This window comes from Streptomyces hygroscopicus subsp. hygroscopicus (assembly GCF_030269125.1).
GTDB classification, from domain to species: domain Bacteria; phylum Actinomycetota; class Actinomycetes; order Streptomycetales; family Streptomycetaceae; genus Streptomyces; species Streptomyces hygroscopicus_C.
On sequence record NZ_BSSM01000017.1, the window covers coordinates 56,705 to 80,349 of the forward strand.

25 protein-coding genes are annotated in these 23,645 nt (G+C 75.3%); 8 read left to right on the plus strand and 17 right to left on the minus strand.

Going from position 1 to position 23,645, the window contains the following annotated elements; translation table 11 throughout:
* Window positions 1-59: 59 nt before the first annotated feature.
* Window positions 60-335, minus strand: a complete 276-nt coding sequence (locus tag QSK45_RS30625) for a hypothetical protein (protein WP_285562142.1) — start codon at window positions 333-335, stop codon at window positions 60-62.
* A gap of 110 nt (window positions 336-445) precedes the next feature.
* Here QSK45_RS30625 and QSK45_RS38670 point away from each other — a divergent pair, with 110 nt between their 5' ends.
* Complete coding sequence (locus QSK45_RS38670) at window positions 446-1,096, plus strand: M55 family metallopeptidase (RefSeq protein WP_395483521.1); 651 nt, start codon at window positions 446-448, stop codon at window positions 1,094-1,096.
* Here QSK45_RS38670 and QSK45_RS30635 read toward each other — a convergent pair.
* Window positions 1,042-1,695, minus strand: coding sequence for an ABATE domain-containing protein (locus tag QSK45_RS30635; RefSeq protein WP_395484896.1), 654 nt, complete (start codon window positions 1,693-1,695; stop codon window positions 1,042-1,044). The genes QSK45_RS38670 and QSK45_RS30635 overlap by 55 nt on opposite strands.
* A 171-nt stretch (window positions 1,696-1,866) precedes the next feature.
* Here QSK45_RS30635 and QSK45_RS30640 point away from each other — a divergent pair, with 171 nt between their 5' ends.
* Window positions 1,867-2,634: an MBL fold metallo-hydrolase gene (locus QSK45_RS30640; RefSeq protein WP_285562144.1), complete on the plus strand. Its 768-nt coding sequence runs from the start codon at window positions 1,867-1,869 to the stop codon at window positions 2,632-2,634.
* A 531-nt stretch (window positions 2,635-3,165) separates the two neighbouring features.
* Here the strand turns inward: QSK45_RS30640 and QSK45_RS30645 are convergent.
* Both QSK45_RS30645 and QSK45_RS30650 read right to left on the minus strand, forming a co-directional pair.
* Window positions 3,166-4,095, minus strand: a complete 930-nt coding sequence (locus tag QSK45_RS30645) for a phosphorothioated DNA-binding restriction endonuclease (protein ID WP_285562145.1) — start codon at window positions 4,093-4,095, stop codon at window positions 3,166-3,168.
* Window positions 4,096-4,268: 173 nt separating this feature from the next.
* Complete coding sequence (locus QSK45_RS30650; RefSeq protein ID WP_285562146.1) at window positions 4,269-4,688, minus strand: arsenate reductase ArsC; 420 nt, start codon at window positions 4,686-4,688, stop codon at window positions 4,269-4,271.
* Between the two features lie 173 nt (window positions 4,689-4,861).
* Between QSK45_RS30650 and QSK45_RS30655 the strand changes: the two genes are divergently transcribed.
* Complete coding sequence (locus tag QSK45_RS30655) at window positions 4,862-5,170, plus strand: ArsR/SmtB family transcription factor (protein ID WP_285562147.1); 309 nt, start codon at window positions 4,862-4,864, stop codon at window positions 5,168-5,170.
* Complete coding sequence (arsB, locus tag QSK45_RS30660) at window positions 5,167-6,276, plus strand: ACR3 family arsenite efflux transporter (protein WP_285562148.1); 1,110 nt, start codon at window positions 5,167-5,169, stop codon at window positions 6,274-6,276. The genes QSK45_RS30655 and arsB overlap by 4 nt, the downstream gene beginning before the upstream one ends.
* 144 nt (window positions 6,277-6,420) lie before the next feature.
* On the opposite strand, the gene QSK45_RS30665 is transcribed toward arsB, so the two are convergent.
* A complete protein-coding gene (locus QSK45_RS30665; protein ID WP_285562149.1) occupies window positions 6,421-6,795 on the minus strand; it encodes an ArsR/SmtB family transcription factor in 375 nt (124 codons plus the stop codon).
* A 186-nt stretch (window positions 6,796-6,981) separates the two neighbouring features.
* Here QSK45_RS30665 and QSK45_RS30670 point away from each other — a divergent pair, with 186 nt between their 5' ends.
* A complete protein-coding gene (locus QSK45_RS30670; RefSeq protein WP_285562150.1) occupies window positions 6,982-8,382 on the plus strand; it encodes an FAD-dependent oxidoreductase in 1,401 nt (466 codons plus the stop codon).
* Between the two features lie 163 nt (window positions 8,383-8,545).
* On the opposite strand, the gene QSK45_RS30675 is transcribed toward QSK45_RS30670, so the two are convergent.
* The gene (locus QSK45_RS30675) at window positions 8,546-9,814 is read right to left on the minus strand and encodes a serine/threonine-protein kinase (protein WP_285562151.1); all 1,269 of its coding nucleotides are present in this window, start codon (window positions 9,812-9,814) and stop codon (window positions 8,546-8,548) included.
* Between the two features lie 969 nt (window positions 9,815-10,783).
* Between QSK45_RS30675 and QSK45_RS30680 the strand changes: the two genes are divergently transcribed.
* Together QSK45_RS30680 and QSK45_RS30685 are read left to right on the plus strand one after the other, a co-directional pair.
* Window positions 10,784-11,443 carry a YeeE/YedE family protein gene (locus QSK45_RS30680; protein WP_285562152.1) on the plus strand — a complete coding sequence of 220 codons (660 nt, stop codon included), beginning with the start codon at window positions 10,784-10,786 and terminating at the stop codon, window positions 11,441-11,443.
* Window positions 11,443-11,859 (plus strand): YeeE/YedE thiosulfate transporter family protein, encoded by a 417-nt coding sequence (locus tag QSK45_RS30685; protein ID WP_285562153.1) that lies wholly within the window; start codon window positions 11,443-11,445, stop codon window positions 11,857-11,859. The genes QSK45_RS30680 and QSK45_RS30685 overlap by 1 nt, the downstream gene beginning before the upstream one ends.
* Before the next feature lie 62 nt (window positions 11,860-11,921).
* Here the strand turns inward: QSK45_RS30685 and QSK45_RS30690 are convergent, their stop codons facing one another.
* The 11 genes from QSK45_RS30690 to QSK45_RS30740 all read right to left on the minus strand — a co-directional run bounded on the left by QSK45_RS30690 (window position 11,922) and on the right by QSK45_RS30740 (window position 22,291).
* Window positions 11,922-12,560, minus strand: a complete 639-nt coding sequence (locus QSK45_RS30690; protein ID WP_285562154.1) for a hypothetical protein — start codon at window positions 12,558-12,560, stop codon at window positions 11,922-11,924.
* Window positions 12,557-12,844, minus strand: coding sequence for an SHOCT domain-containing protein (locus tag QSK45_RS30695; RefSeq protein WP_285562155.1), 288 nt, complete (start codon window positions 12,842-12,844; stop codon window positions 12,557-12,559). Before QSK45_RS30695 ends, QSK45_RS30690 begins: the two co-directional genes overlap by 4 nt.
* 172 nt (window positions 12,845-13,016) lie before the next feature.
* Window positions 13,017-15,347: a heavy metal translocating P-type ATPase gene (locus QSK45_RS30700; RefSeq protein WP_285562156.1), complete on the minus strand. Its 2,331-nt coding sequence runs from the start codon at window positions 15,345-15,347 to the stop codon at window positions 13,017-13,019.
* 133 nt (window positions 15,348-15,480) lie between these two features.
* Window positions 15,481-15,693, minus strand: coding sequence for a ferredoxin (locus QSK45_RS30705; RefSeq protein ID WP_285562157.1), 213 nt, complete (start codon window positions 15,691-15,693; stop codon window positions 15,481-15,483).
* The gene (locus tag QSK45_RS30710; RefSeq protein ID WP_285562158.1) at window positions 15,690-17,021 is read right to left on the minus strand and encodes an NADH-ubiquinone oxidoreductase-F iron-sulfur binding region domain-containing protein; all 1,332 of its coding nucleotides are present in this window, start codon (window positions 17,019-17,021) and stop codon (window positions 15,690-15,692) included. Before QSK45_RS30710 ends, QSK45_RS30705 begins: the two co-directional genes overlap by 4 nt.
* Window positions 17,018-17,704, minus strand: a complete 687-nt coding sequence (locus QSK45_RS30715) for a ferric reductase-like transmembrane domain-containing protein (protein ID WP_285562159.1) — start codon at window positions 17,702-17,704, stop codon at window positions 17,018-17,020. Before QSK45_RS30715 ends, QSK45_RS30710 begins: the two co-directional genes overlap by 4 nt.
* Entirely contained in the window at window positions 17,701-18,666 is a 966-nt protein-coding gene (locus QSK45_RS30720; protein WP_285562160.1) for an FAD:protein FMN transferase, read from the minus strand. The genes QSK45_RS30715 and QSK45_RS30720 overlap by 4 nt, the downstream gene beginning before the upstream one ends.
* On the minus strand, window positions 18,663-19,034 hold the full coding sequence (locus QSK45_RS30725) for a hypothetical protein (RefSeq protein ID WP_285562161.1): 372 nt from the start codon (window positions 19,032-19,034) through the stop codon (window positions 18,663-18,665). Before QSK45_RS30725 ends, QSK45_RS30720 begins: the two co-directional genes overlap by 4 nt.
* A 115-nt stretch (window positions 19,035-19,149) precedes the next feature.
* On the minus strand, window positions 19,150-20,517 hold the full coding sequence (locus QSK45_RS30730) for a sensor histidine kinase (protein ID WP_285562162.1): 1,368 nt from the start codon (window positions 20,515-20,517) through the stop codon (window positions 19,150-19,152).
* Entirely contained in the window at window positions 20,514-21,218 is a 705-nt protein-coding gene (locus QSK45_RS30735; protein ID WP_285562163.1) for a response regulator transcription factor, read from the minus strand. Before QSK45_RS30735 ends, QSK45_RS30730 begins: the two co-directional genes overlap by 4 nt.
* A 107-nt stretch (window positions 21,219-21,325) precedes the next feature.
* Entirely contained in the window at window positions 21,326-22,291 is a 966-nt protein-coding gene (locus QSK45_RS30740) for a ferritin family protein (RefSeq protein WP_285562164.1), read from the minus strand.
* Between the two features lie 298 nt (window positions 22,292-22,589).
* Here QSK45_RS30740 and QSK45_RS30745 point away from each other — a divergent pair, with 298 nt between their 5' ends.
* Window positions 22,590-23,468 (plus strand): universal stress protein, encoded by an 879-nt coding sequence (locus QSK45_RS30745; protein ID WP_285562165.1) that lies wholly within the window; start codon window positions 22,590-22,592, stop codon window positions 23,466-23,468.
* Window positions 23,469-23,645: the final 177 nt, after the last annotated feature.

Here is a 23,645-nt window from a genome sequence, read left to right on the forward strand (position 1 = left end):
AGCGCGTAGGGAAACTCGCCCGGTCGGTCTACGGTAAAGGAGCGTACCGGGACCGCTTCTTACCCGGCCCTTTCCGTACCGCGCCGGCCGGAGGCCAGCGTCCAGGCCAGGTTCCCCGCCGCCGCCCCGGCGGCCACCACGGCGACGATCACCCCGGCGGTGGCGAGGCCGTCGCTGAACAGGTGCGGGCGCCGGTCGAGGCTGTGCAGCCCGAAGCCGCACAGCTCGTACACGCCGACGGCGGCGATGAAGAGGCTGACGACGAGTACGGTGAGGGTCGGCGCGAGGCTGCGTGCGCAGACCTCACCACCGGGCGCCGTCTCCGTGTCCTGCATGGGTCCCCCGTCGGACGTCGTGGAACAGGTGTGTGAACTGCCTTGAGGCTCTGACCGATCGGGAACCTACAATACGTAGGGTCCGTCGAGGCCGACGCCACCGTGTCCACGTGAGTGCGGACATGGAAGGCGTCACCGGCCTCGTCGACGCGGACGGCGTCCAGCCGGACGGCCGGGGCCACGAGTCGGGCCGCTCCATGATGGCGGAGGACGTGAACGCGGCGGTGCGCGGCGCGCTGGCGGCCGGCGCGAGCGACGCCCTCGTCGTCGACGCCCACGGCCCGGTGCGCGGTCCGCGCCCCGACGACCCGCCCCGTCCTCGGGCGGGGCGACCCCTGACGTCCGGTGGCGGTCCGTGTCCATCGCCACGACGGCGCGCGGCCCGCCCGGGTCATGGCGCGGAGGACGGCCGTACGGTCCCTGCGAGCGGCGGACCGCCCTCCCTGTACCGGCGGTTCGGGGTGGGGGCGCGGGGGCCCGCTGTCCGGACAGGCGCCGTGCCGCCGAGAGGGCCGGGCCGCGTGTTCAGGAGGGGCTGCCCCGGGTGCTCGGGAGGAGCCGCGTCGCGGGTTCCTGGCGGGGCGGGGCCGTGGCTCGGGAGGGGATGCCGCGGCTCGCGTGCTCCGGTGGGGCGGCTTGCGCGCTCCCGGCGGGGGCGGTTCGCGGGTTGCCGCGGGGCGGCTGGTGTCGTCCGGGTGCGGTCGGCTCAGGCGTCTTCGGCGGGGGAGGCCGGGTCGGGGCGCGCGGTGCGGCGGGCGTAGGCGCGGGCCGCGCGGGCGCGGTCGCCACAGCGGGTGGAGCACCAATGGCGGCGGCCGCGGCGGAGCAGATAGCGGTTGCAGGGGGCGGAGCCGCACGCGGTGAGCCGGTCGGCGTCCGGCCCGGTGAGCAGCCGGGCGGCGTCGGCGGCGAGGGCGGCCAGGGCGTGGTCCAGGATCTGCGTGGTGGGGTGGGCGGCCGCCCGGTGCAGGCCCCGCTCCGGGGACCAGTGCAGGAGTTCGGCGGCGGGGGCCCGGGTGAGCGCGTCGTTGACGGCGTTCAGGGCGCCGGCCGGGGGTGCCTGCCCCTCGACGCGGGCGGCGATCAGGGACCGTACGTGCTCGCGCAGGGAGCGCAGCTGGGCCGCGCAGGTCTCCCGCAGGCCCGCGTCCTCGGGCGCGAGGGCGTGCGCCGCGAGCCAGTGGTCCGCCGCGGCGGGCGTGCCCAGGAAGTCGGTGAAGTGGCCGCCGGGCAGCGCGATCGCGCTGTTGGCGAGGTCGAGCGAGGGGTACTCCTCGGCGCCGGGGGCCGGGGACGGCTCGTCGGCCGGCCGCGCGACAGCCGCCCCGGTCCCGGCGGTCGTCCCTGCCTCCGGCCCCATCGCGGTCCCCGCCCCGGAGCCCACCGCCGACCCCGCCACGCTCCCCGCCATGCTCTTCCTCACGCTTCCGGCGACGCTTCCCGACTCTCATGGTAGCCCTTGCGGTCATCCGTGAGGAACGACTACCGTCCCTCACGGATGAACTCATACCCAACCGTGAGGTGAGTGCCCATGGCAGCGACCGCCCGCCCCGTCGACCTTCCCGTCCGTGTCCTCGGCGGCCCCACCGTCGTCCTCGAGTACGGCGGCCTGCGCTTCCTGACCGATCCCACCTTCGACGAGCCCGGCGACTACCCGTCCCCGAGCGGCCGCACCCTGGTCAAGACCGCGCCGCCGTCCGCGACCCCCGCCGACATAGGCGCGGTGGACGTCGTGCTCCTCTCGCACGACCAGCACGCCGACAACCTCGACCACTCCGGCCGGGCGCTGCTCGCCGCCGTACCCCGCACCCTCACCACCCCCGCGGCGGCCGGCCGGCTCGGCGGCACCGCCGAACCCCTCACCCCCTGGCAGTCCGTCGACCTGCCACGCCCCGACGGCGGCACGGTCACCGTGACCGCCGCGCCCGCCCTGCACGGCCCCGAGGGCTGCGAACCGCTCGTCGGCGAGGTCACCGGCTTCGTGCTGACCGCCGCCGACCTGCCCACCGTGTACATCAGCGGCGACAACGCCTCCCTCGGCCTGGTCCGGGAGGTCGCCGCCCGGTACGCCCCCGTCGACACCGCCGTACTCTTCGCGGGCGCCCCCCGGATGCCCCTCCTCGACGACGCGCTGCTCGTCCTCGACGGCAAGGGCGCGGCCGCCGCGGCCCGGCTCCTCGGCGCCCGCCGGGTGGTGGCGGCCCATGTCGACGGCTGGGCGCACTTCACGGAGACGCGGCGGGACGTGGAGGCGGCCTTCGAGGAGGCGGGCCTGGCGGACCGGCTCCAGTCGGCCTGACCCGTACGGCCCGGTCGCCGGGTCCCGCAGCAGCACGGCGAGGCAGCCCGAGGCCCCCCGCCGGCGTCGACCCGTCGGCCGCCGCGTGCCGTGGCGACCGCCCGCCGTCGAAGCCACGCCGAGCCCGTCCCGCGTCCGCCGATCGACGCGGAGGGCGGGGTCGTGCCCGCGCGCCGTGGCGAGCCGCCCGATGGACCGCTGCCCGTCGCCCGCCCGACGCGGGATGACCACGCTTCTCCTCGGAAGGCCGACGGACGTCGCGGCCGTAGCCCGCCGCCGGCCGCCCCCACCCCGCCGCCGAAGCCGCCCCCGTCCGCCGTGGCGAGCCCGCCCGGGGCGGCCGCGCCGACGGCCCGCGCGAACACCTCGGCCACGACCCGCACCCCACCGCCCTCCTCGGCCTGCGCCCGCTCTCTCACGGCACCGGCACCGCCGCCGCCCCGGGCTCCGCGCGGGAGCCGCTTTTGCGGGCGCGTCCGCGCCCGGGGCCGCCGCCTCGTCGCGGTCGGTGTCCGCCGGCCCCGCTCGGGATCACCTCCCGGAAGGCCCGACCGCCCGATCGCTGCCGACGGGCTGTTCGGGCAGGCGCGGCTCGCCGTGGAAGACCTGGCGGGTGTGCCAGTCGCGGTGGGCGGCGGCGACCGGGCGCACGCCCGGCTGGGGGCCGACGAGCCGGCGGCCCGCGAGGGCCGTGACGTGCGCACGGGCGGCGGGGCTGTGGCCGACGAAGCGCTGGGAGACCAGGATGCGCTGCCCCTCTCCGACGCCGAGGACCCCCCGGTCGAACAGCTTGTGGTGCAGCGAGCACAGGCACAGCCCGTTCTCGATCTCGTCGGGCCCCCCGAACGCCCACCAGCGCACATGGGCCGCCTCCAGCCCGACCGGCACCGCGCCGATCCTGCCGTCGTACCCGCAGAACGCGCACCGGTACTCGTAGGCGGTCAGCACCAGCTCCCGCATCCGCGGATCCCGCCGCCTGCGCGCCACCGCGAGCGCGTCGCCCTCCGCCGGGTCCAGGCGCAGGCCGACCGCCTCGCACAACTCGCCGTGCAGGGAGGGCGGGAAGTGCACGTCGAGCAGCAAGCGTGCGACGGCGCCGAGCAGTGGCGGTTCCCGTCGCAGCGCCGCTCGGAACTCCGGCGCGAGCCGCCCGGTGGCACCCGTCTCCCTCAGGTCCCGCACCCCGGTTCCCGGACTGCCGGACCCGCGGTCGGTGCGCACCTCCCACACGCCGTCACCGACCAGGTGGTGGAAGGGGTACGCGGGCGTCGTCCGGTGCGGCGGCCCGTACTCGGTCAGCAGGCGTTGCAGATCCCGCTCCACCGCCGTGTACCGCAGACCGCCCTCGGCGTCCTCCTGGAACCGGCCGAGCGCGTACAGCAGCAGGAGCGGCTTGTGCGGAGCGCGTGTCCCGTTCCTGGCCCACTGCCTCAGCTTCCCGACCCGCCCCAACCAGTCCATGCCGCCCGATCGTAGACGCCCTCCCCGAGCCCCTGGCAGCGCCGTCGAGTCGGTCGGGGCCGGGGCGCGTTGCCGGACGGGGCGGCCCGCCCGGCGTCCGGTCCGGTCAGGCCGGGGCCGCGGCGCCGGGGATGTCCGCGCGGGCGGAGCGGACGCCGTCGCCGGTCACCGGGTCACGCCTCTCGCCGGGCGTCGATCTCGGTGATCAGGGCCTCGATACGGGTCCTGATCTCGTCGCGGATGGGGCGGACGGCCTCGACGCCCTTGCCGGCCGGGTCCTCCAGGGCCCAGTCCAGGTACTTCTTGCCGGGGAAGACCGGGCAGGCGTCGCCGCAGCCCATGGTGATGACGTAGTCGGACGCCTGGACGGCCTCGGTCGTCAGGACCTTGGGCTCGGCCCGCGAGATGTCGATGCCCACCTCCTCCATGGCCTCGACCGCGGCGGGGTTGACCTGATCGCCCGGGAGGGAGCCCGCGGAGCGGACCTCGACCCGGTCGCCCGCGAGATGCGAGAGGAAACCGGCGGCCATCTGGGAGCGGCCGGCGTTGTGGACGCAGACGAACAGCACGGAAGCGATCGGGCTGGAGGGCATGGTTCTTCCTTCGCTGGACGTACGGCTGCGGGCGGGCCGGGGTCCCGCCGGACGCGGGCGATCCGCGGTCGGCGGGGGTCCGCTCCGCTCCCACTGGACGGGAAGCCGGCTCCGACGAGCGACGGATCAGCCAAGGCTGGTATCAGCCCTGACTGATGTGAGAGTATCAGTGCATGCTGACGTCAGTCGACGCTGATCTGATCCGGGTGCTGGCCGACCCGCTCAGGCTCAGGATCGTCACCCTCCTCGCCAAGGAGACGCTCTGCACCACCCACCTGGTCGAGGAGACCGGCGCGAAGCAGACGAACCTCTCCAACCATCTGAAGGTGCTGCGCGAGGCAGGGGTGGTGGATACCGAGCCGTGCGGCCGGTACACGTACTACAAACTGCGCCCGGACGTGCTCGCCCGCCTCGCCGACCGGTTCGCCGAACTGGCCGGGTCCGCCCGGAACGCCGCCGACACCAAGAGAGCCTGCCCGTGACCCGCACCGAAGCACCCGCGACCGCCGAGGACGCCTCGGTCGTCGCGAAGCTGTCGACCCTCGACCGTTTCCTCGCCGTCTGGATCCTGCTCGCCATGGCCCTCGGCCTCGGCCTCGGCCGGCTCGTCCCCGGGCTGAACGACGCGCTGGCCAAGGTCGAGATCGGCGGCATCTCGCTCCCGATCGCCGTCGGCCTGCTGATCATGATGTATCCGGTCCTGGCCAAGGTCCGTTACGACAGGCTCGACGCCGTCACCGGCGACAAGAGGCTGATGGTCTCCTCGCTGGTCGTCAACTGGCTCGTCGGGCCCGCGGTGATGTTCGCCCTGGCGTGGATCTTCCTGCCGGACCTGCCCGAGTACCGCACCGGCCTGATCATCGTCGGCCTGGCCCGCTGCATCGCCATGGTCGTCATCTGGAACGACCTCGCCTGCGGCGACCGCGAGGCGGCCGCCGTCCTCGTGGCGCTGAACTCGGTCTTCCAGGTCCTGGCCTTCGGGCTGCTGGGCTGGTTCTACCTCGACCTGCTGCCCGGCTGGCTCGGCCTCGGCGGCGGCCGGCACCTGAGCATCTCCATGGGGAAGATCGCCCTGAACGTCGTCGTCTTCCTCGGCGTCCCGCTGCTCGCCGGGTTCCTCACCCGCCGCGTCGGCGAGAAGAAGCTCGGCCGCGCGAGGTACGAGACCCGCTTCCTGCCGAAGATCGGCCCGTGGGCGCTGTACGGCCTGCTGTTCACGATCGTCATCCTCTTCGCGCTCCAGGGGAGGACGATCACCTCCCGGCCGCTGGACGTGGCCCGGATCGCGCTGCCGCTGCTGGCCTACTTCGCGATCATGTGGTTCGGCGTCTTCGCCCTGGGCAAGGCGATCGGCCTGGCCTACGACCGCACCGCCACCCTGGCCTTCACCGCCGCCGGCAACAACTTCGAGCTGGCCATCGCCGTCGCCATCGCCACCTTCGGCGTCACCTCCGGCCAGGCCCTGTCCGGCGTGGTGGGCCCGCTGATCGAGGTGCCGGTCCTGGTCGCCCTGGTCTACGTCTCCCTCGCCTGGCGGCGGAGGTTCGGCGCCGACCCGCGGCCGGCCCCGGCCGTCCAGGACAGCTGATGCCCGGCCCGGACCGCCGCGGGGAGCCCGGGGCGGCCGGCCGGGGAGTGCGATGAGCGTCCGGCACCCGCAGGTGGTGATCGTCGGCGGCGGCCAGGCCGGGCTCGCGGCCGGGCTGCCACCTGCGCCGCCGGGAACGGAACGTCAGGCCGCGGCCGGGGCGACGGCGAGCAGCTTGCCCATCGACGCCAGCACCGACGGCTCGACCCGGTAGTACACCCAGGTGCCGCGCCGCTCGGAGGTGAGCAGCCCGGCGTCCTTGAGCTTCTTCAGGTGGTGGGAGACGGTCGGCTGGGAGACGCCGACGTCGGAGATGTCGCACACGCACGCCTCGCCGCCCTCGTGGGAGGCGACGGCGGAGAACAGCCGCAGCCGCACCGGATCGCCCAGCGCCCTGAACATGCGCGCCGCGGTCTCGGCCTCCTCCGCGGTGAACGGGCGCTCGGTGAGCGGAGGGCAGCACGGCGCCACGGCGCCGGACTCGGGCGCGATCAGCGGCAGCACCTTGGGGTTCGACATGCGTCTATGTTGACACGTCTCGAACCAAGGGGTGAGGGGTCGACCGGGGCGACGGGACGGCCGCCACGGTGGCGCACCCCTTCGAGCTGGTGAATTCGACACATGTCTATGTTGACGTTCATCGAATCAGCTGGAATGCTGGCGGTACAAACCATCGACGGATGTCGAAACACGCGAGGAGTCGCCGTGAACCTGCCCGCCATCGCCGAGCTGCCCGTCGTGGTGATCGGAGCCGGACCCGTGGGCCTGGCCGCCGCCGCCCACCTGGTCGACCGCGGCATCGAGCCCCTGGTGCTGGAAGCCGGTCCGGCCGCCGGCGCGACCGTGCGCGAGTGGTCGCACGTGCGGCTGTTCTCCACCTGGGGCGAGGTCACCGACCCCGTGGCGGAGAAGCTGCTCGCGCCGACCGGCTGGACCAGGCCGGACGCGGCGACCTATCCGTCGGGCGGGGACTGGGCCGAGCGGTACCTCCAGCCGCTCGCCGACGTCCTCGGCGACAGGGTCCGCGTCGCCGTGACCGTGACCGGTGTCTCCCGCGCCGGCCGCGACCGGATCGTGGACGCCGACCGCGAGGAACAGCCCTTCGTCGTTCACGTCGCCCACGCCGACGGCCGCGAGGAGCGCCTCTTCGCCCGTGCGGTGATCGACGCCTCCGGCACCTGGACCACGCCCGGCCCGGCCGGCGGCAGCGGGCTGCCGGCGCTCGGCGAGAAGGCGGCGGCCGAGCGGATCAGCTACCGCGTCCCCGACCTGAAGGACCCCGCCGTACGGGCGCGGTACGCGGGCAGGCGCACCGCGGTCATCGGCTCCGGCGCCTCCGCGTTCACCGCGCTCGCCTACCTCGCCGACCTGGCCGAGTCCGACGAGGGCGAGGGCACCAAGGCGCTGTGGATCCTGCGCCGCGGCATCTCCGGCTCCACCTTCGGCGGTGGCACCGCCGACCAGCTGCCCGCCCGCGGCGCGCTCGGCCTGGCCGCGAAGGCCGCGGTCGAGAAGGGCCACGCCGACGCGGTCACCGGCTTCCGCACCGCAGCCGTCGAGCGCGACGGCGACGGCCGTCCGGTCCTGGTCGCCGAGGACGGCCGACGGCTGGAGGCGGTCGACGAGCTGATCGTGCTGACCGGCTTCCGCCCGGACCTGTCCTTCCTGTCGGAGGTCCGCCTGCGCCTCGACGAACGCCTCCAGGCCCCGGTCGCGCTCGCGCCGCTGATCGACCCCAACCAGCACTCCTGCGGCACCGTCTACCCCCACGGCCACCGCGAGCTGTCCCACCCCGAGCAGGGCGTCTACCTGGTCGGCATGAAGTCCTACGGCCGTGCCCCGACGTTCCTCGCCATGACCGGGTACGAGCAGGTCCGCTCCGTCGTCGCCGCGATCGCCGGCGACCTGGAATCCGCCGACCGCGTCGAACTCACCCTCCCGGAGACCGGGGTGTGCGGCGGCGCCGGCCTCTTCGACGACCCCGACGCCGACCAGGGGGGCGGCTGCTGCGCCCCCGCCCCCGCGCTCGTCCAGCTCGGCACCGCTCCGGCGGCCGAACCGGGCGCGGAGACCGCGCAGCGACCGGGTGAGGGCTGCTGCGGCTGACGGCCGCCCGCACCGCCCGCCGTTCCCGGCTCAGGGCCGGACCAGGCGATACGCCGGCCCGCCTGACGCCCGCGCGTGCCCTGGCGGGCCGCACCGGAGGGCGCCCGACCGGGGACCCCCCGGGCACCGCCTCGGCATGCGCGGGGAGCGCCCGGGGTCCCTGTCAGTGCTTGCCCTTGCCGTGCTTGGCGGTCTCCTTGGCGTCCTGCTCGGCGGGCTGTGCCCGGGGCGAGGAGGCCGTCTGGTAGGCCGTCGGGAGCGACGGCGCGGTCGTGGAGGAGGCGGTGGGGCTCGCGCTCGTGGACGGCGTGGTCTGCGGCTCCTGCGACGAGCCGGCGTCGGGCGAGAACCACGCCATGCCCACCAGCAGCGCCAGGGTGAAGAGGACGGCGCCGCCCAGTGCGGCCACCAACCGGGAACGGCGCAGGAACGGCAGGCGCGGGCGGCGGGGCGCGGCCCGGTGCACGCTCGTCTGCCACTCGGTGCCCGTCGCCGGGGCGAAGGCGCCGTGGGCGGCGGGAGCGGGGACGGGGCTCGCGGGAGCGGCGGCTTCGAAGCCGGTGCCGTGCGGCAGGGCCGGGCGGCCGTGACCTTGGTGTTCGTTCGGCAGCGGCTCCGGCGTGCCGCGCCAGGCCCCGCGCCCGAACCAGTCCGCCACCTCCTCGGCCGTGGGGCGGCCCTCGGGTTCCTTGGCCAGCAGACCGAGCAGGTAGCTCTCGAAGGCGGGCGGGAGGTCGGTGCGCATGCGCCGGGGTGACAGCGGGGTGGAGTCGAGGTGCTGGTGAAGCACCGCCAGCGCGCTGTCCGCCTGGAACGGCGGTCGCCCGGTGAGGAGTTGGTAGAGGACGCAGCCCAGGGAGTAGACGTCGGACGCCGGGCCGGCGGTGTGGCCCAGGGCCCGCTCGGGCGCGAGGTAGAGGCTGGTGCCGACGATCTGCCCGGTGGCGGTGAGCGCGGCGCCGGGGTCGTCGAGGAAGCGGGCGATGCCGAAGTCGCCGATTTTCAGGGTGCCCTCGGTGTCCAGCAGGAGGTTGGCCGGCTTGATGTCCCGGTGCACGATGCCCTGCCGGTGCGCGGTGGCCAGTCCGACGGCGGCCTGCGCGGCGAGCTGGGCCACCCGCTCGACGGGCAGTGGCCCGCAGGCGGCGAGCAGCCCGGCGAGGCTGCCCCCGTCGACCAGCTCCATCACCAGGAACAGGCGGTCCTCGTACTCGCCGAAGTCGAGGACGCCGACCACGTTCGGATGGCTGAGACGGCCCGCGGTCTGCGCCTCCAGCCGGAAGCGGGAGGACGCGGTGGGGTCGGAGTCGTGGGGGAGCAGGAGTTTCACGGCAACCGGTCTGCCGAGCATCTCGTCGTAGGCCCGCCAGACCTCCCCCATCGCGCCCCGCCCGATGGTGTCCCGCAGCCTGTATCGGCCCGCTATAAGCACTTGGTCTTCATCCCCATGCCCAAAGACGTCTCGTTCGCCGCAGGCGTGACTCACCGCGGGAGCGGATCATCGGACGGGAGGGTGCCGCAGCGGCCCAAGCGTACCGGCCCCCGCGGCCCGGCCCTGGCGCGCTCCCCACGAGGAGGGACGCGGGAGGCGGCGGCCCGGCGGCGCAATTTCTTTCCGCGGCCCTTCGTCCGCCGTCCATGATATTCACGCCATCGCCACAAGAATCCCGGTGTTCTCACCCTCTCCGTGAAGATCTGACTTACGTCGGCGCGGAACACGGATATGAGGGTGGAATGGTGACCCGAGTTACTTTGTTTTCGGCCGCGAATGTCCCGACATGAGGGACAGGGGTATCAAATCCGTCGCGCGGAATATCTCATCAGGTGGTACCAGCTGGTCCGATTCGGAAAATGCCCTGAAGTTGCTCGCGGCGTCGAAACGGTGATTGCATCGCGGCCGGTCGAGGAACCGCTCTCCGCGCATGGACGGGGCGCGGTCGGAAGGGAGTGACGTGGGTTGCTCGCACGCCGCAGGATGCCCCCTTTTCCCTTTTCTCAGGGGGAGCCTGCAAGGTTGGCGCGAATATTACTGCGACAGCGAGGACCGGTGGCTCGGCTGCGCGCGTTACCAGACGTCACTCACCGGCGAGCGCGTGCCGATCAGCCTGCTGCCCAACGGAGCCCGCGCACGACACCTGGAGGCCGAGGCCGAGGCGGGTCGCTCCGGCGCCGCGTCCCGGTCGGCACCGGGCCGGCCGCAGGAGCGGCCGGCGCGCGAAACCGCGGCACCGCAGGCCACGGACCGGTTCGGGGCGGCACCGTCACCCGTCCCGCGTGACCGCTCGGCCCCGCCTCCACAGGTTCCCGCGCCCTCGGACGGCCGCGCCGGACACACGCGGCGAGCGGCCGGACCGAAGAGCGGCTGGTGGACGCGATTCGCCGACTGGATGAGAGGACCCGCATGAGCAGTACCTACTGGCCCTGGTGGGCGGGCGCCATCGGGCTCGCTCTGACCACCGTCAACTACACCCTCGTCACCGACCGGTCTTTCGGGGTGTCGTCCGCGTGGGACCGCGTATTGCACTGGCGCCGTGAACGCCGCATCGAGCGGATGGACGAGGAATTCACCGACGACCAGGCACTCGCCGACGCCCTCGCCGCGGCCACGGCTGAGCACTTCGGCACGGGCACCGGCCCGTCCGCCGAGCCGGCGATTCCGTACGGTACGTCGCGGCCGGTCGAAGCGGTCGCCCGACCGGCGACATGTGAACCTCCCGCGACCACGAACCCGCGCCCGGTCCCGCTGGTCACCCAGGCCGCCCTGCTTTTGTCGATCTTCGTCGGCGGGTTCGTCGCCGCGGTCACCTCCGGGCGGTTCCACCTCCGCTACGACATGGGCCCCGGTTTCCGGAACCTGGTCACGGCCGACCCGGCCACCATGATCGCCCTGCTGTTCGCGGGTGGCGTGCTGGTCGGCTTCGGCACTCGGCTGGCGGGCGGGTGCAGCTCCGGCCACGGACTCAGCGGCTGCGGCCGTCTCCGCCCGGTCAGCATCGTCGCGACCACCGTGTTCTTCGGCACCGCCGTCGCGGTGTCGTTCCTCCTGTGGAAGGTGATCTGATGCGTACCCGGGGCGCGATCCTGCTGGCCAACATCATCACCGGCCTCCTGCTCGGCTACACCGTCAGCAACATCGGCTTCGGTGACTACGCCCAGCTGAACCGCATGTTCACCTTCCAGGACCCGCGCATGCTCCTCTCCTTCGCCGGCGCGGTGGTGATCATCGTGTGCGCCTTCGCCCTGCTGAGGGTGCGCCGGACCCCGGAACGCATCCACGCGGGCGTGGTCCCCGGCGCCGTGCTGTTCGGCACGGGCTGGGCGATCTCGGGCGGGTGTCCCGCGATCCCGGTCGTCCAGGTCGCCGGCGGGTACCTGCCTGCCCTGGTCACCATCGCCGGCGTCGTCGTCGGTATGCGGCTGTGCCGCTGGGTGTCCACCCGTTACCTCGGCCTCGACCGCGGCTCCTGCGGGCTGTAGCCCAGGCGCCCTCGCGAAGGCCCTGGCGGGCGACCGGGGGCGGTTTCGGCCGGACCGCCCGGTCAGGTGTGGTCGCTGTCCTCTCGCATCCGCAGGAAGCGGCCGTGCCAGGTGTGGTCCCAGACGTCGCCGGTGGTCGCGTTGACCGAGATCATGCCGACGACGTGACCGTCACGCAGGGTGTGCAGGGTGTAGTAGCCGGGAAAGGCGTCCGGCCGGGCGGCGTGCAGCCCGGGGCGGTGGTCGCGCAGCCACTGGTCGGCGATGCGCACGGCCCGGTCGGGGCCGACGGCCGGGGCGCCGCCCGGGGCGCGGCCGGGGGTCATGCCGTGGCCGGGCATCATGCCGTAGGCCGTGTTCCACATCATGGCCGGGCCGTATTCCAGGTGCACGGCGCCCGAACCGGGCTCGACGAGGACCTCGGTGGCGTGCCTGCCGTGGGCGTCGAGGAGCTCCGCGTAGTAGTTCTCGCTGAACTGCATGACCTCGCCGACACGCAGGTCCCACCGGCCGGCGAAGCGTTCGGCGGCGCGGTCGGCGCCGGCCAGGTCGCGCACCGGTCCGGCGCGGGCGGCCGTGCCGGCGGTGGGGCCCGTCCGCTCGAAGCCGCCGCCCGCCGGCCAGACCACGGACGCGATCAGCGCGGCCAGCGCACCGACCAGCACGGCCAGCGGCAGCCGACGGCCCCGCAGCCGGCTCACCTCGGCCCCGCCCGGTACGAGGAGAGGTGCTTGCGCGCCTCGTGATAGGCGTCCGCGTCGATCTCACCCGAGGCGAAGCGCCGGTCGAGGATCTCCTCCGGTGTCTCCCGCGACGTCTCCCGGGGAGTCTCCCGGGGAGCCCAACCGTGATCGCCGCCGCCCCGGCCCTCACCCGGGTGCCGGGTCAGGCGAACCACGGCCCAGACCACCAGCCCGATCAACGCGAGCCAGAACAGCGGCATGAACGCCATCCAGGCCCAGCCGCCACCGTCCCAGTACATCATCAGAACCCACCTCCTCAGGAGCTTCCGCGCACTGCTGACACTCCTCATCGTCCGCCCGGCCCGATGCCGGGGCCAGGGGCCCTTCGCCCGAGGCGATGGGCCGGTCGGTACCCGGACACGGCCCACGCCCCGGGCCGGTCGGCCGCCGCGGGAGCGGGCGCCTCGCCGTCGTTCACGGAGCGAGGGAGAAGTAGTTCTCCTCCTCCTGCGTGAAGTGCAGGCGCAGGACGGTGTTGAGGCCGTAGAGGCACGAGCGCAGGTCGTCGAGCTGTCCGGCGGAGAGGTGCCCGTCGGCGTGGGCCAGTTGCAGGTGCGTGGCGATACGGCGGGAGAGCCGTTCGATCTCGGTGTGGGCCCGGCTCATCGTGGCGGTGGCCTCGGGACCGCCGAGTGTCGGAGCGAGGGCGGGGTAGAGCTGGTGCTCCTCGGCGTACTCGTGCGGCAGCAGCCGTTCGGTCAGCAGCCGGTGCGTCTCCTCCACCGCCGCCAGGGCTGTCGGGCCGGAGCTGTCGGAGAGACGGTCGGCCGCGTCGCGTACCGCTTCCAGGACGTCCTGGAGGTCGTCGTGCTCGGAGGCGAAGCGGTGGATGAGGGCTTCGGCGGCAGGGGTGAGCGGCGGACGCGCGGCCTGGCCGACCCGCAGGGCCCGCAGGGCGTTGAGGATGACGGCGACGTCGATGCCCTCCTGGAGCAGGGCGCCGGCGGCGGGCGGGAGCAGCCCGAAGGCGGCCGCGGCCATGGCGGCCAGGGACATCAGCATGCCGCCGAGCGCGCTCTGGACGGCTATGCGCCGGGCTCGTTGCGCGATGGCGACGGCGTCGGCGAGCCGGTCGACGCGGTCGGTGGTCAGGACGATGTCGGCGGCCTCGGAGGAGGCGGTGGAGCCGCGGGCCCCCATGGCGACGCCGATGTCGGCGGCGGCGAGGGCGGGGGCGTCGTTGACGCCGTCGCCGACCATCACGGTGACCGCCCGCTCGCGTTCGGCGCGTACGGCGGCGACCTTGTCGGCCGGGCCGAGTTCGGCCCGGACGTCGTCCAGGCCGAGGACGGCGGCGACCTCATGGGCGGGTGCGGCCCGGTCGCCGGTGAGCATCAGAATCCGGTCGATGCCCGCCGTCCGCAGGTGACGCAGGGTGCGTGGGGCGTCGTTGCGCAGGGGATCGCGCAGCAGGACCGCGCCGGCCAGGTGCCCGTCGACGGTGAGCCAGGCGACGGCGGCGCCGTCGAGCAGCGCACGGTTGTCGACCGCCTTCGCCCAACCGGGCCGGGCGGTCGCGGCATCCGTACGGCCCACGGAGATCCGGTGCCCGTCCACGGTTCCGGTGGCCCCCCGGCCGGGCTCCTCGGTGACGTCCGCCGGGACCGAGAGCCCGAGGCCGCGTTCGCGCGCGGTGTCGACGATGGCCTGGGCGAGGACATGCGGCGAGTACTGGTCGAGGGAGGCGGCGAGGCGCAGCACCTCCGCGGCCTTGACGTCGGGCGCGGCGATCACGTCGAGGACGCGGGGACGGCCGCGGGTGAGGGTGCCGGTCTTGTCCAGCAGCAGGGTGCGGGCGCGGCCGAGGTTCTCCAGCGCGCCGCCGTCCCGGATGACGACGCCCAGGCGGGAGGCGCGGGAGAGACCGGAGACGATGGCGACGGGGGCGGCCAGCAGCAGCGGGCAGGGGGTGGCGACCACCAGGACGGCGACCGCTCGTACGGCGGAGCCGCTGACCAGCCAGGCCAGCCCCGCCACCGCCAGGGAAAGCGGCAGGAACCAGGCCGCGTAGCGGTCGGCCAGCCGCACCACGGGCGCGGACTCGGCGCCGGCCTGCTGGGCCAGCCGTACGATCCCGGCGTAGGTGCTGTCCCGCTCGGTGGCCGAGGCACGCAGCTCGAAGGCGCCGCCGGCGTTGACCACGCCGCTGCGCACCGCCCCGTCCCGGGCTCGCTCCACCTGGACGGACTCCCCGGTGAGCACGGACTCGTCGAGGACGGCGGCGTCGCTCTCCACGCGGCCGTCGACGGGCACGACCTCGCCGGGACCGACGACGAGCAGGTCGCCGACGGCGACCTCGGCCAGCGGCACCGTGGTCACCCCGGCGTCCGTGCGGCGGCGCGCGGAGCGCGGCGCGTGTTCCAGCAGGGCGCGCAGGTCGTGGGAGGCGCGCCGCTGGGCCGCCGCTTCCAGGGTGCGGCCGGTGGCGAGCATGAGCGCGATCAGCGCACCCGCCAGGTACTCGTGGACGGCCAGGGTGCCGACGAGCGCGAGGACGGCGATGAGGTCCACGCCCGCGCGCCCGTGGCGCAGCGCGGAGAGCACCCATCCCACCGCCGGGACGACGGCGGACAGGGTGCCCAGCGCCCAGAGGAGGTCGGCGAGGCCGCCGGCGCCGGCGAGCCAGGCGATGCCGCCGGCCGTCAGGGCCGCCGCGGTGACGGCCAGGAGGACGGGTTCGAGCCGTGGCGAGACGACCGCCGCGGTCAGACGGCGCAGCGGGGTCGGGGACGTGCGGTGGGTCATGGCGTACCTCGGTTCGTCCGGCGCGGCGTTCGGGGGACGGGTCCCCCCTCCAGCACACCGCGTCCCGGATGCCGGCGCGAGGGGACGTCCGGCCCTGCTTCGGGGCCCTGCGGACGGCGCGTGTCCGCGCCGGTCATGGCCGGTCCCGGTCGGCGTGGAGGGCCAGCCGGGGACACGCGGCGACGGCTCGGCGGGCGTGGGCGCGCAGTTCGCCGGGCACCGCCCGGCCTTTCAGGACGGGGTAGCCCCATTCGTCGAGGTCGATCAGTTCGGGCAGGAGCTCGGCGCACAGCCCCTGGCCGGTGCAGGCGACGCGGTCGACGCGCAGGCTTCGGGTGCGGGTCATCGCCATGTCTCCGGGGGTGTCGCGGGCGGTACCGGGACGCGGGGTGGCCGGTGGGCGGCGGGGCAGGGGCCGTGGGCGAGGTGGTGGCCGACGTCGTCGGCGAAGGTGTGCAGGGCGGAGGCGGCGAGGCGGGCGGCGCCGTCCGGATGGCGGCAGGCGCCGCGGTCGGGCAGCAGACCGGTGCGACGGCGCAGCCGCGCCGGCAGACCGGGGTCGGCACGTCCGGTGGCCAGCGTCGTGAAGTCCTCGGCCACGGCGGGCAGGCCGAAGTGGCAGGGGCCGCACTGGCGTGCGCTGTGGGCGGCCAGGTAGGCGAGCATCCGCGCCGTCTCGCTGAGCCCGCAGGCCGCTCGGGGCAGCGCGACGAGGACCCCGGCGCCGGGTGCGGCGCCCAGCGGGGCGAGATCGCGCCGGGCGAGGGGGGTGTCCAGGTGCGCGGCCGGGAGCCAGGTGCCGGCGAAGCCGCCGAGCAGCACCGCCCGCAGGGGGTCGGTGGGTCCCGCCGCGCGGTCGAGGAGCGTGCTGATCGGTGTGCCGAGCGCGACTTCCAGGACACCCGGTGCGGCGACGGCGCCGGAGACGGTGACCAGCGTGGTGCCGGGCTCGTCCGGGGTGCCCGCGCGCCGGTACCAGTCGGGGCCGTAGCGGGCGATGAGGGCGAGGTGCGCGAGCGTCTCGGCGTTGTCGACCAGCGTAGGGCGCCGGTCGACGCCGCGCTCGTGGGTGCGCGGAGGGCTGCCCTGCGGCCGGGCCGGGCCCCCGTTCAGCCAGCGCACCAGGGAGGTCGACTCGCTGGAGACGTAGGCGTGCAGGAGGGCGTGCAGCCGCAGCCGGACCGGATCGAGGCGGGCGCGCCGGCGTTCGTCCAGAGCCGCGCTCAGCTGCCGGTACTGGGCGGTGCGGTCGCGGGGCAGGCACACGTGGACGGTGTCCGCGCCGACCGCGACCGCGGCCAGTACGGCACCGTCGAGCACGAGGTGCGGTGCGACGGCGACGAGGAACTGGTCCTTGCGGCTCGCCGGTTCGCTCTCCATGGCGTTGACGACGACCACCGCGCGGCCACGGCGTTCCGCCACGGCGCGCAGCTTGCGGGCGGTGGGGAAGCCCGCGCCGCCGCGCCCGGTGAGTCCGGCCGCCTCGACCGCCTCCACGAGCGGCACGGACGTACGCCCGCCCTTGCCCGCGGGGACCGGCGGAGGCCCGTAGCGTCCGAGGTGATCGGACAGGGCAGCCGGCCGCCCCGTGGCGTACCAGCCGGCCAGCAGCCGGGGTTCGCCCGACGCGGCGGAGGGGCGGGCCGAAAGGGCCGCCGTGGCCGAGGAGTTCACCGTCCACCTCCCAGGAGGATCGTCGTCGCGGCCGCGCGCTGGGCCCAGCCCGGCTGGAGCGGGCCGGCGGCGAGGAACGCACCGAGCACCACCGGTACGGCGGTCGCGGCCACGGCGGTCAGCAGGCGCCCGGCGATCCGGCCCGGCCCGGCCTCGGCCGACCGCCACCACACGGCGGCCACCACCGTGCCGAGGCATCCGGCGTAGAGCCACAGCTGGAGGGGCAACCGGGTGTCGGTACCGGTTCCGACACCGTGGAAGAGGGCGAGCGGCCAGGCCGCGTACGCCAGCCAGTGCACGGCCTTCCAGCGACGCACGCCGAGGCGCCGGCGCAGGGCGCTGGTGACGATCACCGCGAGCAGCAGGTCGAGCGCGGCCGTGCCCAGGCCGAGCCAGAGCGGTCGGTACGACGCCCCGAACGGCACGACGGTCACCGCCCACCCCAGGCGGGCGAACGGATCGAGCACCGCCGTCACCCCGTGCACGGCGAGGAACACCAGCGTGAGCAGGGACAGGTTGCGGTGCAGCAGGCCGATCTCGAAGCGGCCGACGCGGTGGGGCGCGGCGCGGCCGCCGGAGGCGATGCCCAGGGCCACGACGGCGGTGAGCAGGATCAGGGCGAGGGTGCCGCTCGCCCGGCTGGCGTACCACAGGGGGCTGCCGGTGAGGGCCAGGGTCGTCATCGGGTGCCTCCCGGGGCGGGAGCGTCGGAGTCGGGTGGCCAGCCGCCGAGACGTACGACGTGGCCGTCGAGGCCGACCAGCCGGGCGGGCAGGGCGGTGCCGCGCAGCCAGTCGACGGCCCGGTCGCCCAGCACGATCGAGGCCGTACTGGCGGTGTTGGCGTCCACGCACGTGGCGGCGGCCACGGTGACGGTGCGCCAGACGGGGGCGGCCGGTTCGCCGGTGGCCGGGTCGACGATGTGGTGCAGCGTGCGGCCGGCGCGCCGCCAGGTGCGCACGCGGATGCCGGAGGTCGCCAGCGCGCCGCCGGTGATGGCCACGGCGGGGCCGTGGTCCGTGGCGGGCCGGGCGTGGTCGTCGGCCAGCGCGACGCGCCAGCCGTCCGCGGGCGTCGGCCCGGCCGTCGCGAGGTCGCCGCCGAGACCGACCAGGACGCCGCAGCCGGTGGCCGCGGCGGCGTGGCGGGCGGCGCGGTCGGCGGCGAGGGCCTTGGCGGTGGCACCCAGGTCGAGGGAGGTGTGCGGCGGCAGGAACAGCCGGCCGGTGCGGGGGTCGAAGTCGATCCCGCGCCATCCGGGGACCGGCCGGAGCCGGGGCAGCGGGCGGACGTCGTCGGGGCGCAGGGAGGCGAAGGTGCGGTCGTAGCCGAGCGCGGCCACCGCGTGGCCGACGGTCGGGTCCACCGCCCCGTCGGTGAGGTCCGCGGCCCGCAGAGCGGCCAGGAGGGCCTCGGCGAAGACCTCGCCGACGGTCACCGGGCCGCCCGCGCTCCGGTTCACCCGGGTCAGTTCGGAGTCGGAGCGGAAGCGGCTGCACGCGCGGTCGACGGCGGCCAGCTCGGCGCGCAGGACCGCCTCGGCGGTGCGCAGGGCGGCCGGCTCGGTGACGAACAGCGCGGCCGTGGTGCCGAGCGCCGGGAAGCTGACCTCGGCGGGAGACGGCTTCGGGATGTGCGTGGTCATGACGCCCCCGTCGTGGTGTGGGGCTTGTGCTGGGTGGAGGCGGGCGGCTGGGCCGGGGCCCGCGGCACGGGCTTCGCGGCGGCCGCCTCCTCCTCCTCGTCGTCGGAACCGTCCTCCTCGTCGTCTCCTCCGGCGGGGGCGGACGACGCGTTCGGGCTCTGCCCGGACGCGGGCGGCGTCGCGGGCGAGGACGCGCTCCCCGGGATCAGATGGGTGTAGAGGCCGCCGAGGGCCGCCGTGGCGGCCACGGCGGTGACGGCGAGCCACCGGGTGAGGCGGCGGGTCCGGCGCAGTCCGCGATCACGTGCGAGGGGCGAACCGGCCGAAGGGGTCCGGTCGAATTCGTGGGACGAGGGCGAGGGTGCCATGGCAGCGGCTCCTGGTGGATTCGGCGGCCCGGATCGGCTGCGTGCACCTCCAGGCTGTGACGGCGGCACCCAGGAACTCGCTCACGTCCTTTTCAGGACTGGTAAAGATCTCCGGTCACCGGGGCGACGGCCCGGGTCGGCCCTGCGGCCACGGCGGCAGGTCCAGTACGACGGTCAGCCCGCCGCCAGGGGTGTCCTCCAGCCGCGCCGTACCGCCGTTGGAGGTGACCAGCCGGTGGACGATGGCGAGCCCCAGACCGGCGCCCCTGGCCTCCGGGTTGCCGAACCGGCGGAAGGCGACCGCCTTGGCCCCGGCACTCATTCCGGGACCGTCGTCCCGCACGCGCACACGGATGACGCCCTCGGTCGCCCGGTGGTCGAGCCCCACGGTCCCGCCCTCGGACACGGCGTCCACGGCGTTGGCGATCAGGTTGTCGAGGACCTGCTCCAGGTGGCCCGCGCCGAGCGCGGCGGACAGGGCGGGGCCGTCCGCGACGGTCAGCCGTACCCCGCGTTCCCCGGCCACCGGTGCCCAGGCCGCCACCCGCTCGGCCACCACCTCGTCGACCCGGACGGCGACCGGCCGGGGCGTCACCTGCTCGGCCCGCGCGACCGCGAGCAGCCCGTCGACCAGCCGGGACAGCCGGGCGATCTCCTCCTGCGCGGCGGCCAACTCGGCGGCGGTGTCGCCCCCCGCCCCCGCGCCGAGGACGTCGAGCCGCAGCCGCAGCGCCGCCAGCGGCGTGCGCAGCTGGTGGGACACGTCGGCGAGCACGGCCCGGTGGCCGTGCACCAGCGCCTCCATGCGGGCCGCCATGGTGTTGAAGGTGGCGGCCAGACGGCGTACCTCCTCAGGCCCGCCGTCGACCTCGGCCCGCTCGTCGAGGGCGCCCTCGCCCAGCCGCTGGGCGCTGACGTCCAGTCTCGACAGCGGGCGGCCGACCCAGCGGGCGAGGCGGACGGACAGCAGCACCGAGGCGGCCAGCCCCGCCGCGCCGATCGCGGCCGACCAGCCCCAGATGGCGGCGATCCGGGCGTCGAGCGGGGCCGCGGAGCGGCCCAGGACGACCGCCCCGGACGGGTTGCGGACCTCGCCGGCCGGTTCCGCGGTCAGCAGCCGGCCCTCGTTCTCCGGCGGTTCGGGCTCGTGCCCGGCGAGGACCCTCTCGGCCAGTTCCTCCGCCTCCCGGCCCTGGGCCGCCGTACAGGGCGTACTGGCCACCAGGCGTGCGGAGGCGTCGTACACGGCCGCGCAGTCCCCCGTCCGGGCCGCGGCGTCCAGCTCCTGGCGCATGACGGTGGCGGGCCTGTGGTCGGAGAGGTGCTCCTCGGCCGCCGCGGCGATCACCCGGGTGGCCGCCCGCTGGCTGTCGCGGAACGCGACGCGCTCGCGGGCCGTCAGCGACACCGCGAGCGGTACGACCGCCAGCACCAGCAGTACGGAGGTGAGGACCAGGAGCGTCCAGGCGATCCGGCGGGTCACGTCCCCTCCTGGGACTCCTGGACCTCCCCGAGCCGGAAGCCGTGTCCGTAGACGGTTTCGATGAGCCCCGGGGCGCCGAGTTTGCGGCGCAGCGCCGCGATGTGCACGTCCACCACCTTGGTGGGGCCGTACCAGTGGTCGTCCCAGACCCGCTCCAGGACCTGCTGCCGGCTCAGCAGCCGGCCGGGGTCGGCGGCCAGGCACTCCAGGATGCCGAACTCCTTCGGGGTCAGCGTGACCTGGCGGCCGTCGACCGAGACCTGCCGGGTGCGCAGGTCGAGCACCAGCGGGCCGTGCCGGAGAACCTCCGGCTCCGCCGGGCGCCGGCGGCGCAGCACGGCCCGGATCCGCGCGAGCAGCTCGGCCAGCCCGAACGGCTTGACCAGGTAGTCGTCGGCACCCTCGTCCAGAGCGACCACCCGGTCCGCCTCCTCGCCCCGCGCGGTGACGGCGATGATCGCGGCGTCCGACCGCGCGCGCAGCCTCCGGCACACCTCGACGCCGTCGATGTCGGGCAGCCCCAGGTCCAGCAGCACGACATCGGGGCTGGGCGCGGCCAGCGCCGCTCGCCCGGTCCGGACGCCCTCGACCGCGTAGCCGGCCTGTCGCAGCCCGCGCACCAGGGACTCCGCGATGCCCCGGTCGTCCTCGACCACCAGCACACGCGTCTCATCGGTCCCGCCCGTGGCCTCGGCACTCATGCCACCCGTCTCCTCGGCGGTGGGAACAGCTGTCCGTACGGCACGTCCAGCCTGCTCTCCCGCCGGAGCCGACGGCAGGGGCCGTTCGTCCCTCGGCCGCGCCGCGCTCAGCGGAGCCGGTCGAGGGCTGCCTGGAAGGCGGCGGCGTGCCGGGCCTCGTCCGCGGCGGTGCTGCGGAAGTAGGCGGCGGCCGCCGTGTCGTGGACCGCCTCCGCCCGACGGGCGAACCCGGGGTAGACGGCGGTCGCCTCGGAGCGCTCTCCGGTCACCGCCCTGCTCAGGTTCTGCCTCGTGGTCCGCACCAGTCCCGCCAGGACCGCCTCGCCGGCGAAGTGCTCGTGCAGCTCCACCGCGGCCGTCCCTTCCCACAGCCGGGCCAGTGCGGGTGCGCCGGTCCGCTTCGCCTGCGCCGCGAACAGCGTGTACTTGGCGTAGGCCAGGGCCTCGCCGTGCATCGCGGTGTCCAGGTTGGTCCTCGTGCGGGCGGCGCGCACCTTCGGCGGCCCGGCGGACACCGGCACCGTCGTGGCGGTGGGCGGCGCCGGAACGGTGCCGTGGCCGGAGGTCACGACGGTGAGGGCCGTGCGGAAGGCATCCCGGTGGCGGCCCTCGTCCGCGGCGAGCTCCGTGAACAGTTCGGCGGCCTTCGTGTCCCCGTCCTGCCGGGCCTGGGCCGCGAAGCCCCGGTACATGACCTGGTGCTCGTACGACTCCCCCTGGATGGCCGCGCGCAGGTCGGCGGCGTTCGTGCCGACCACGCCGGCCAGCGTGGCCGCCTCGCGCAGATGCTCGTCCAGCTCGGTCCGCGCCGCGGTCCGGAAGAGCCGTCCGGCGGCGGGGTGGGCCGCGCCGTCGGCCTGGGCGCCGAAGAGGCCGTAGGAGGCGTAGGCGAACGCCTCGCCCTGCATGGCGGTGGTCAGGTCAGCGAGCGTCCGCGCTCCCATGGCGCGGGCGGCGCGAACCTCGGGGCGGGGGCCTGCCGGGCCGGCGACGGCCAGGGCGGAGACCGTTTGCGATGCCGCGGTCAGCGCGCACAGACCGATCAGGAGCGTACGTATCGAGTGGCGGAACACGACTTCCTCCTCCGGGGGCCTTCCGGGTGACGGCACCCCTCCTCATACGACCCGTCCGGGCGGGTCCACGCCCTGTCTGCTCCGCCTTCCGGGTGATGACCGAACGTGACCAGGTTCAGGGCGGGGCGCCGCGGCGGCGGTGTCGCGTCGTCCGGGAGCCGGTGCCGACCCGGTCCGGCGCCGGTGCCCCGAGAAGTCGCCGGAGGCCTCGGTCCCCTGCGCCGCCCGGCACGGTGGCGGAGGATGGACGGGAGCCGGGCAGGGCGAACGCACGGACGGCGAGGCGAGGAGGCGCGGCATGGCGAAACCGGTCGTCGTGGGAGTCGACGGCTCACCGTCCAGCCTGGACGCGGTCGAGGCGGCGGCACGCGAGGCGGTGCTCAGCGGGGTCGGCCTGCGGTTGGTGCACGCCTTCGGGTGGCCGTCGATCCATCCGCCGTCCGGCGGGCCTCCTTGGGATCCCGCCCGAGCGGGGGTGCGCGAACTGGTGGACGGCACCCTGGCCGAGGCCGAACATAGGGCGCGCGAGGCCGCCCCGCGTGTGGACATCGCCCGGGAGGTGCCCGTCGGCGAGCCGCTGATGGTGCTGGAGATCGAGTCGCGCACCGCCTCGCTCGTCGTGGTGGGCAGCCGCGGGCTCAGCGGGTTCGGCAGCCTGCTCCTCGGTTCCACCGCCGTGCACCTGGCCGCCTACGGCCACTGCCCGGTGCTGGTGGTGCGGGGCAGGCCGGACCCGACCGGCCCCGTGCTGCTGGCGGTGGACGGCTCCCCGGCCGGCGAACGCGCCGTCGAGTTCGCCTTCGCCGAGGCGTCGATGCGCGGGGCCGACCTGCTGGCCCTGCACGTGTGGAACACCCGGAGCGAACGGGCGTACGAGGGGCCGGGCGACTCGCTGAACCTGGTGGTCGACATCGATCGGCTCCGCGAGGAGCAGCAGCGGTTGCTGGACGAGACCCTGGCCCCGTGGCAGGCGCGGTACCCACAGGTCGCGGTGGAGCGGCGCCTGGCGCGCTCGCGGATCCGCGCGGCGCTGATCGAGGCGAGCCGCGACGCACAGCTGGTCGTGTGCGGCGCCCGCGGGCGCGGCGGCTTCGCCGGCCTGCTCCTCGGCTCGGTCAGCCAGGCCCTGCTGCATCACGCGCACTGCTCCGTCGTGGTGGTCCGCGGCAGGGAGTGAGCACCGCTTCCCGCCTGCCGGTCGCCTCCTCACCCGACCGGGCTCGCCGGTGGCTCCCGCACCACGGGGTGAGGCACTCGTCGCCGTCGGCCACGCGGCCGAACAGGCGCCCGCGACCCGCCGCGGCGGCCGGGCACGGGCCGCCGCGCGGGCCCCGCCGGGACGCGCGGTCACTCG

Excerpts from the sequence above, each read along its gene's own strand:
- QSK45_RS30625 (WP_285562142.1), bottom strand. The coding sequence starts at position 335 with ATGCAGGACACGGAGACGGCGCCCGGTGGTGAGGTCTGCGCACGCAGC.
- QSK45_RS30635 (WP_395484896.1), bottom strand. The coding sequence starts at position 1,695 with ATGGGGCCGGAGGCAGGGACGACCGCCGGGACCGGGGCGGCTGTCGCG.
- QSK45_RS30640 (WP_285562144.1), top strand. The coding sequence starts at position 1,867 with ATGGCAGCGACCGCCCGCCCCGTCGACCTTCCCGTCCGTGTCCTCGGC.
- QSK45_RS30645 (WP_285562145.1), bottom strand. The coding sequence starts at position 4,095 with ATGGACTGGTTGGGGCGGGTCGGGAAGCTGAGGCAGTGGGCCAGGAAC.
- QSK45_RS30650 (WP_285562146.1), bottom strand. The coding sequence starts at position 4,688 with ATGCCCTCCAGCCCGATCGCTTCCGTGCTGTTCGTCTGCGTCCACAAC.
- QSK45_RS30655 (WP_285562147.1), top strand. The coding sequence starts at position 4,862 with ATGCTGACGTCAGTCGACGCTGATCTGATCCGGGTGCTGGCCGACCCG.
- QSK45_RS30665 (WP_285562149.1), bottom strand. The coding sequence starts at position 6,795 with ATGTCGAACCCCAAGGTGCTGCCGCTGATCGCGCCCGAGTCCGGCGCC.
- QSK45_RS30680 (WP_285562152.1), top strand. The coding sequence starts at position 10,784 with ATGAGCAGTACCTACTGGCCCTGGTGGGCGGGCGCCATCGGGCTCGCT.
- QSK45_RS30685 (WP_285562153.1), top strand. The coding sequence starts at position 11,443 with ATGCGTACCCGGGGCGCGATCCTGCTGGCCAACATCATCACCGGCCTC.
- QSK45_RS30695 (WP_285562155.1), bottom strand. The coding sequence starts at position 12,844 with ATGATGTACTGGGACGGTGGCGGCTGGGCCTGGATGGCGTTCATGCCG.
- QSK45_RS30700 (WP_285562156.1), bottom strand. The coding sequence starts at position 15,347 with ATGACCCACCGCACGTCCCCGACCCCGCTGCGCCGTCTGACCGCGGCG.
- QSK45_RS30705 (WP_285562157.1), bottom strand. The coding sequence starts at position 15,693 with ATGACCCGCACCCGAAGCCTGCGCGTCGACCGCGTCGCCTGCACCGGC.
- QSK45_RS30715 (WP_285562159.1), bottom strand. The coding sequence starts at position 17,704 with ATGACGACCCTGGCCCTCACCGGCAGCCCCCTGTGGTACGCCAGCCGG.
- QSK45_RS30720 (WP_285562160.1), bottom strand. The coding sequence starts at position 18,666 with ATGACCACGCACATCCCGAAGCCGTCTCCCGCCGAGGTCAGCTTCCCG.
- QSK45_RS30725 (WP_285562161.1), bottom strand. The coding sequence starts at position 19,034 with ATGGCACCCTCGCCCTCGTCCCACGAATTCGACCGGACCCCTTCGGCC.
- QSK45_RS30735 (WP_285562163.1), bottom strand. The coding sequence starts at position 21,218 with ATGAGTGCCGAGGCCACGGGCGGGACCGATGAGACGCGTGTGCTGGTG.
- QSK45_RS30745 (WP_285562165.1), top strand. The coding sequence starts at position 22,590 with ATGGCGAAACCGGTCGTCGTGGGAGTCGACGGCTCACCGTCCAGCCTG.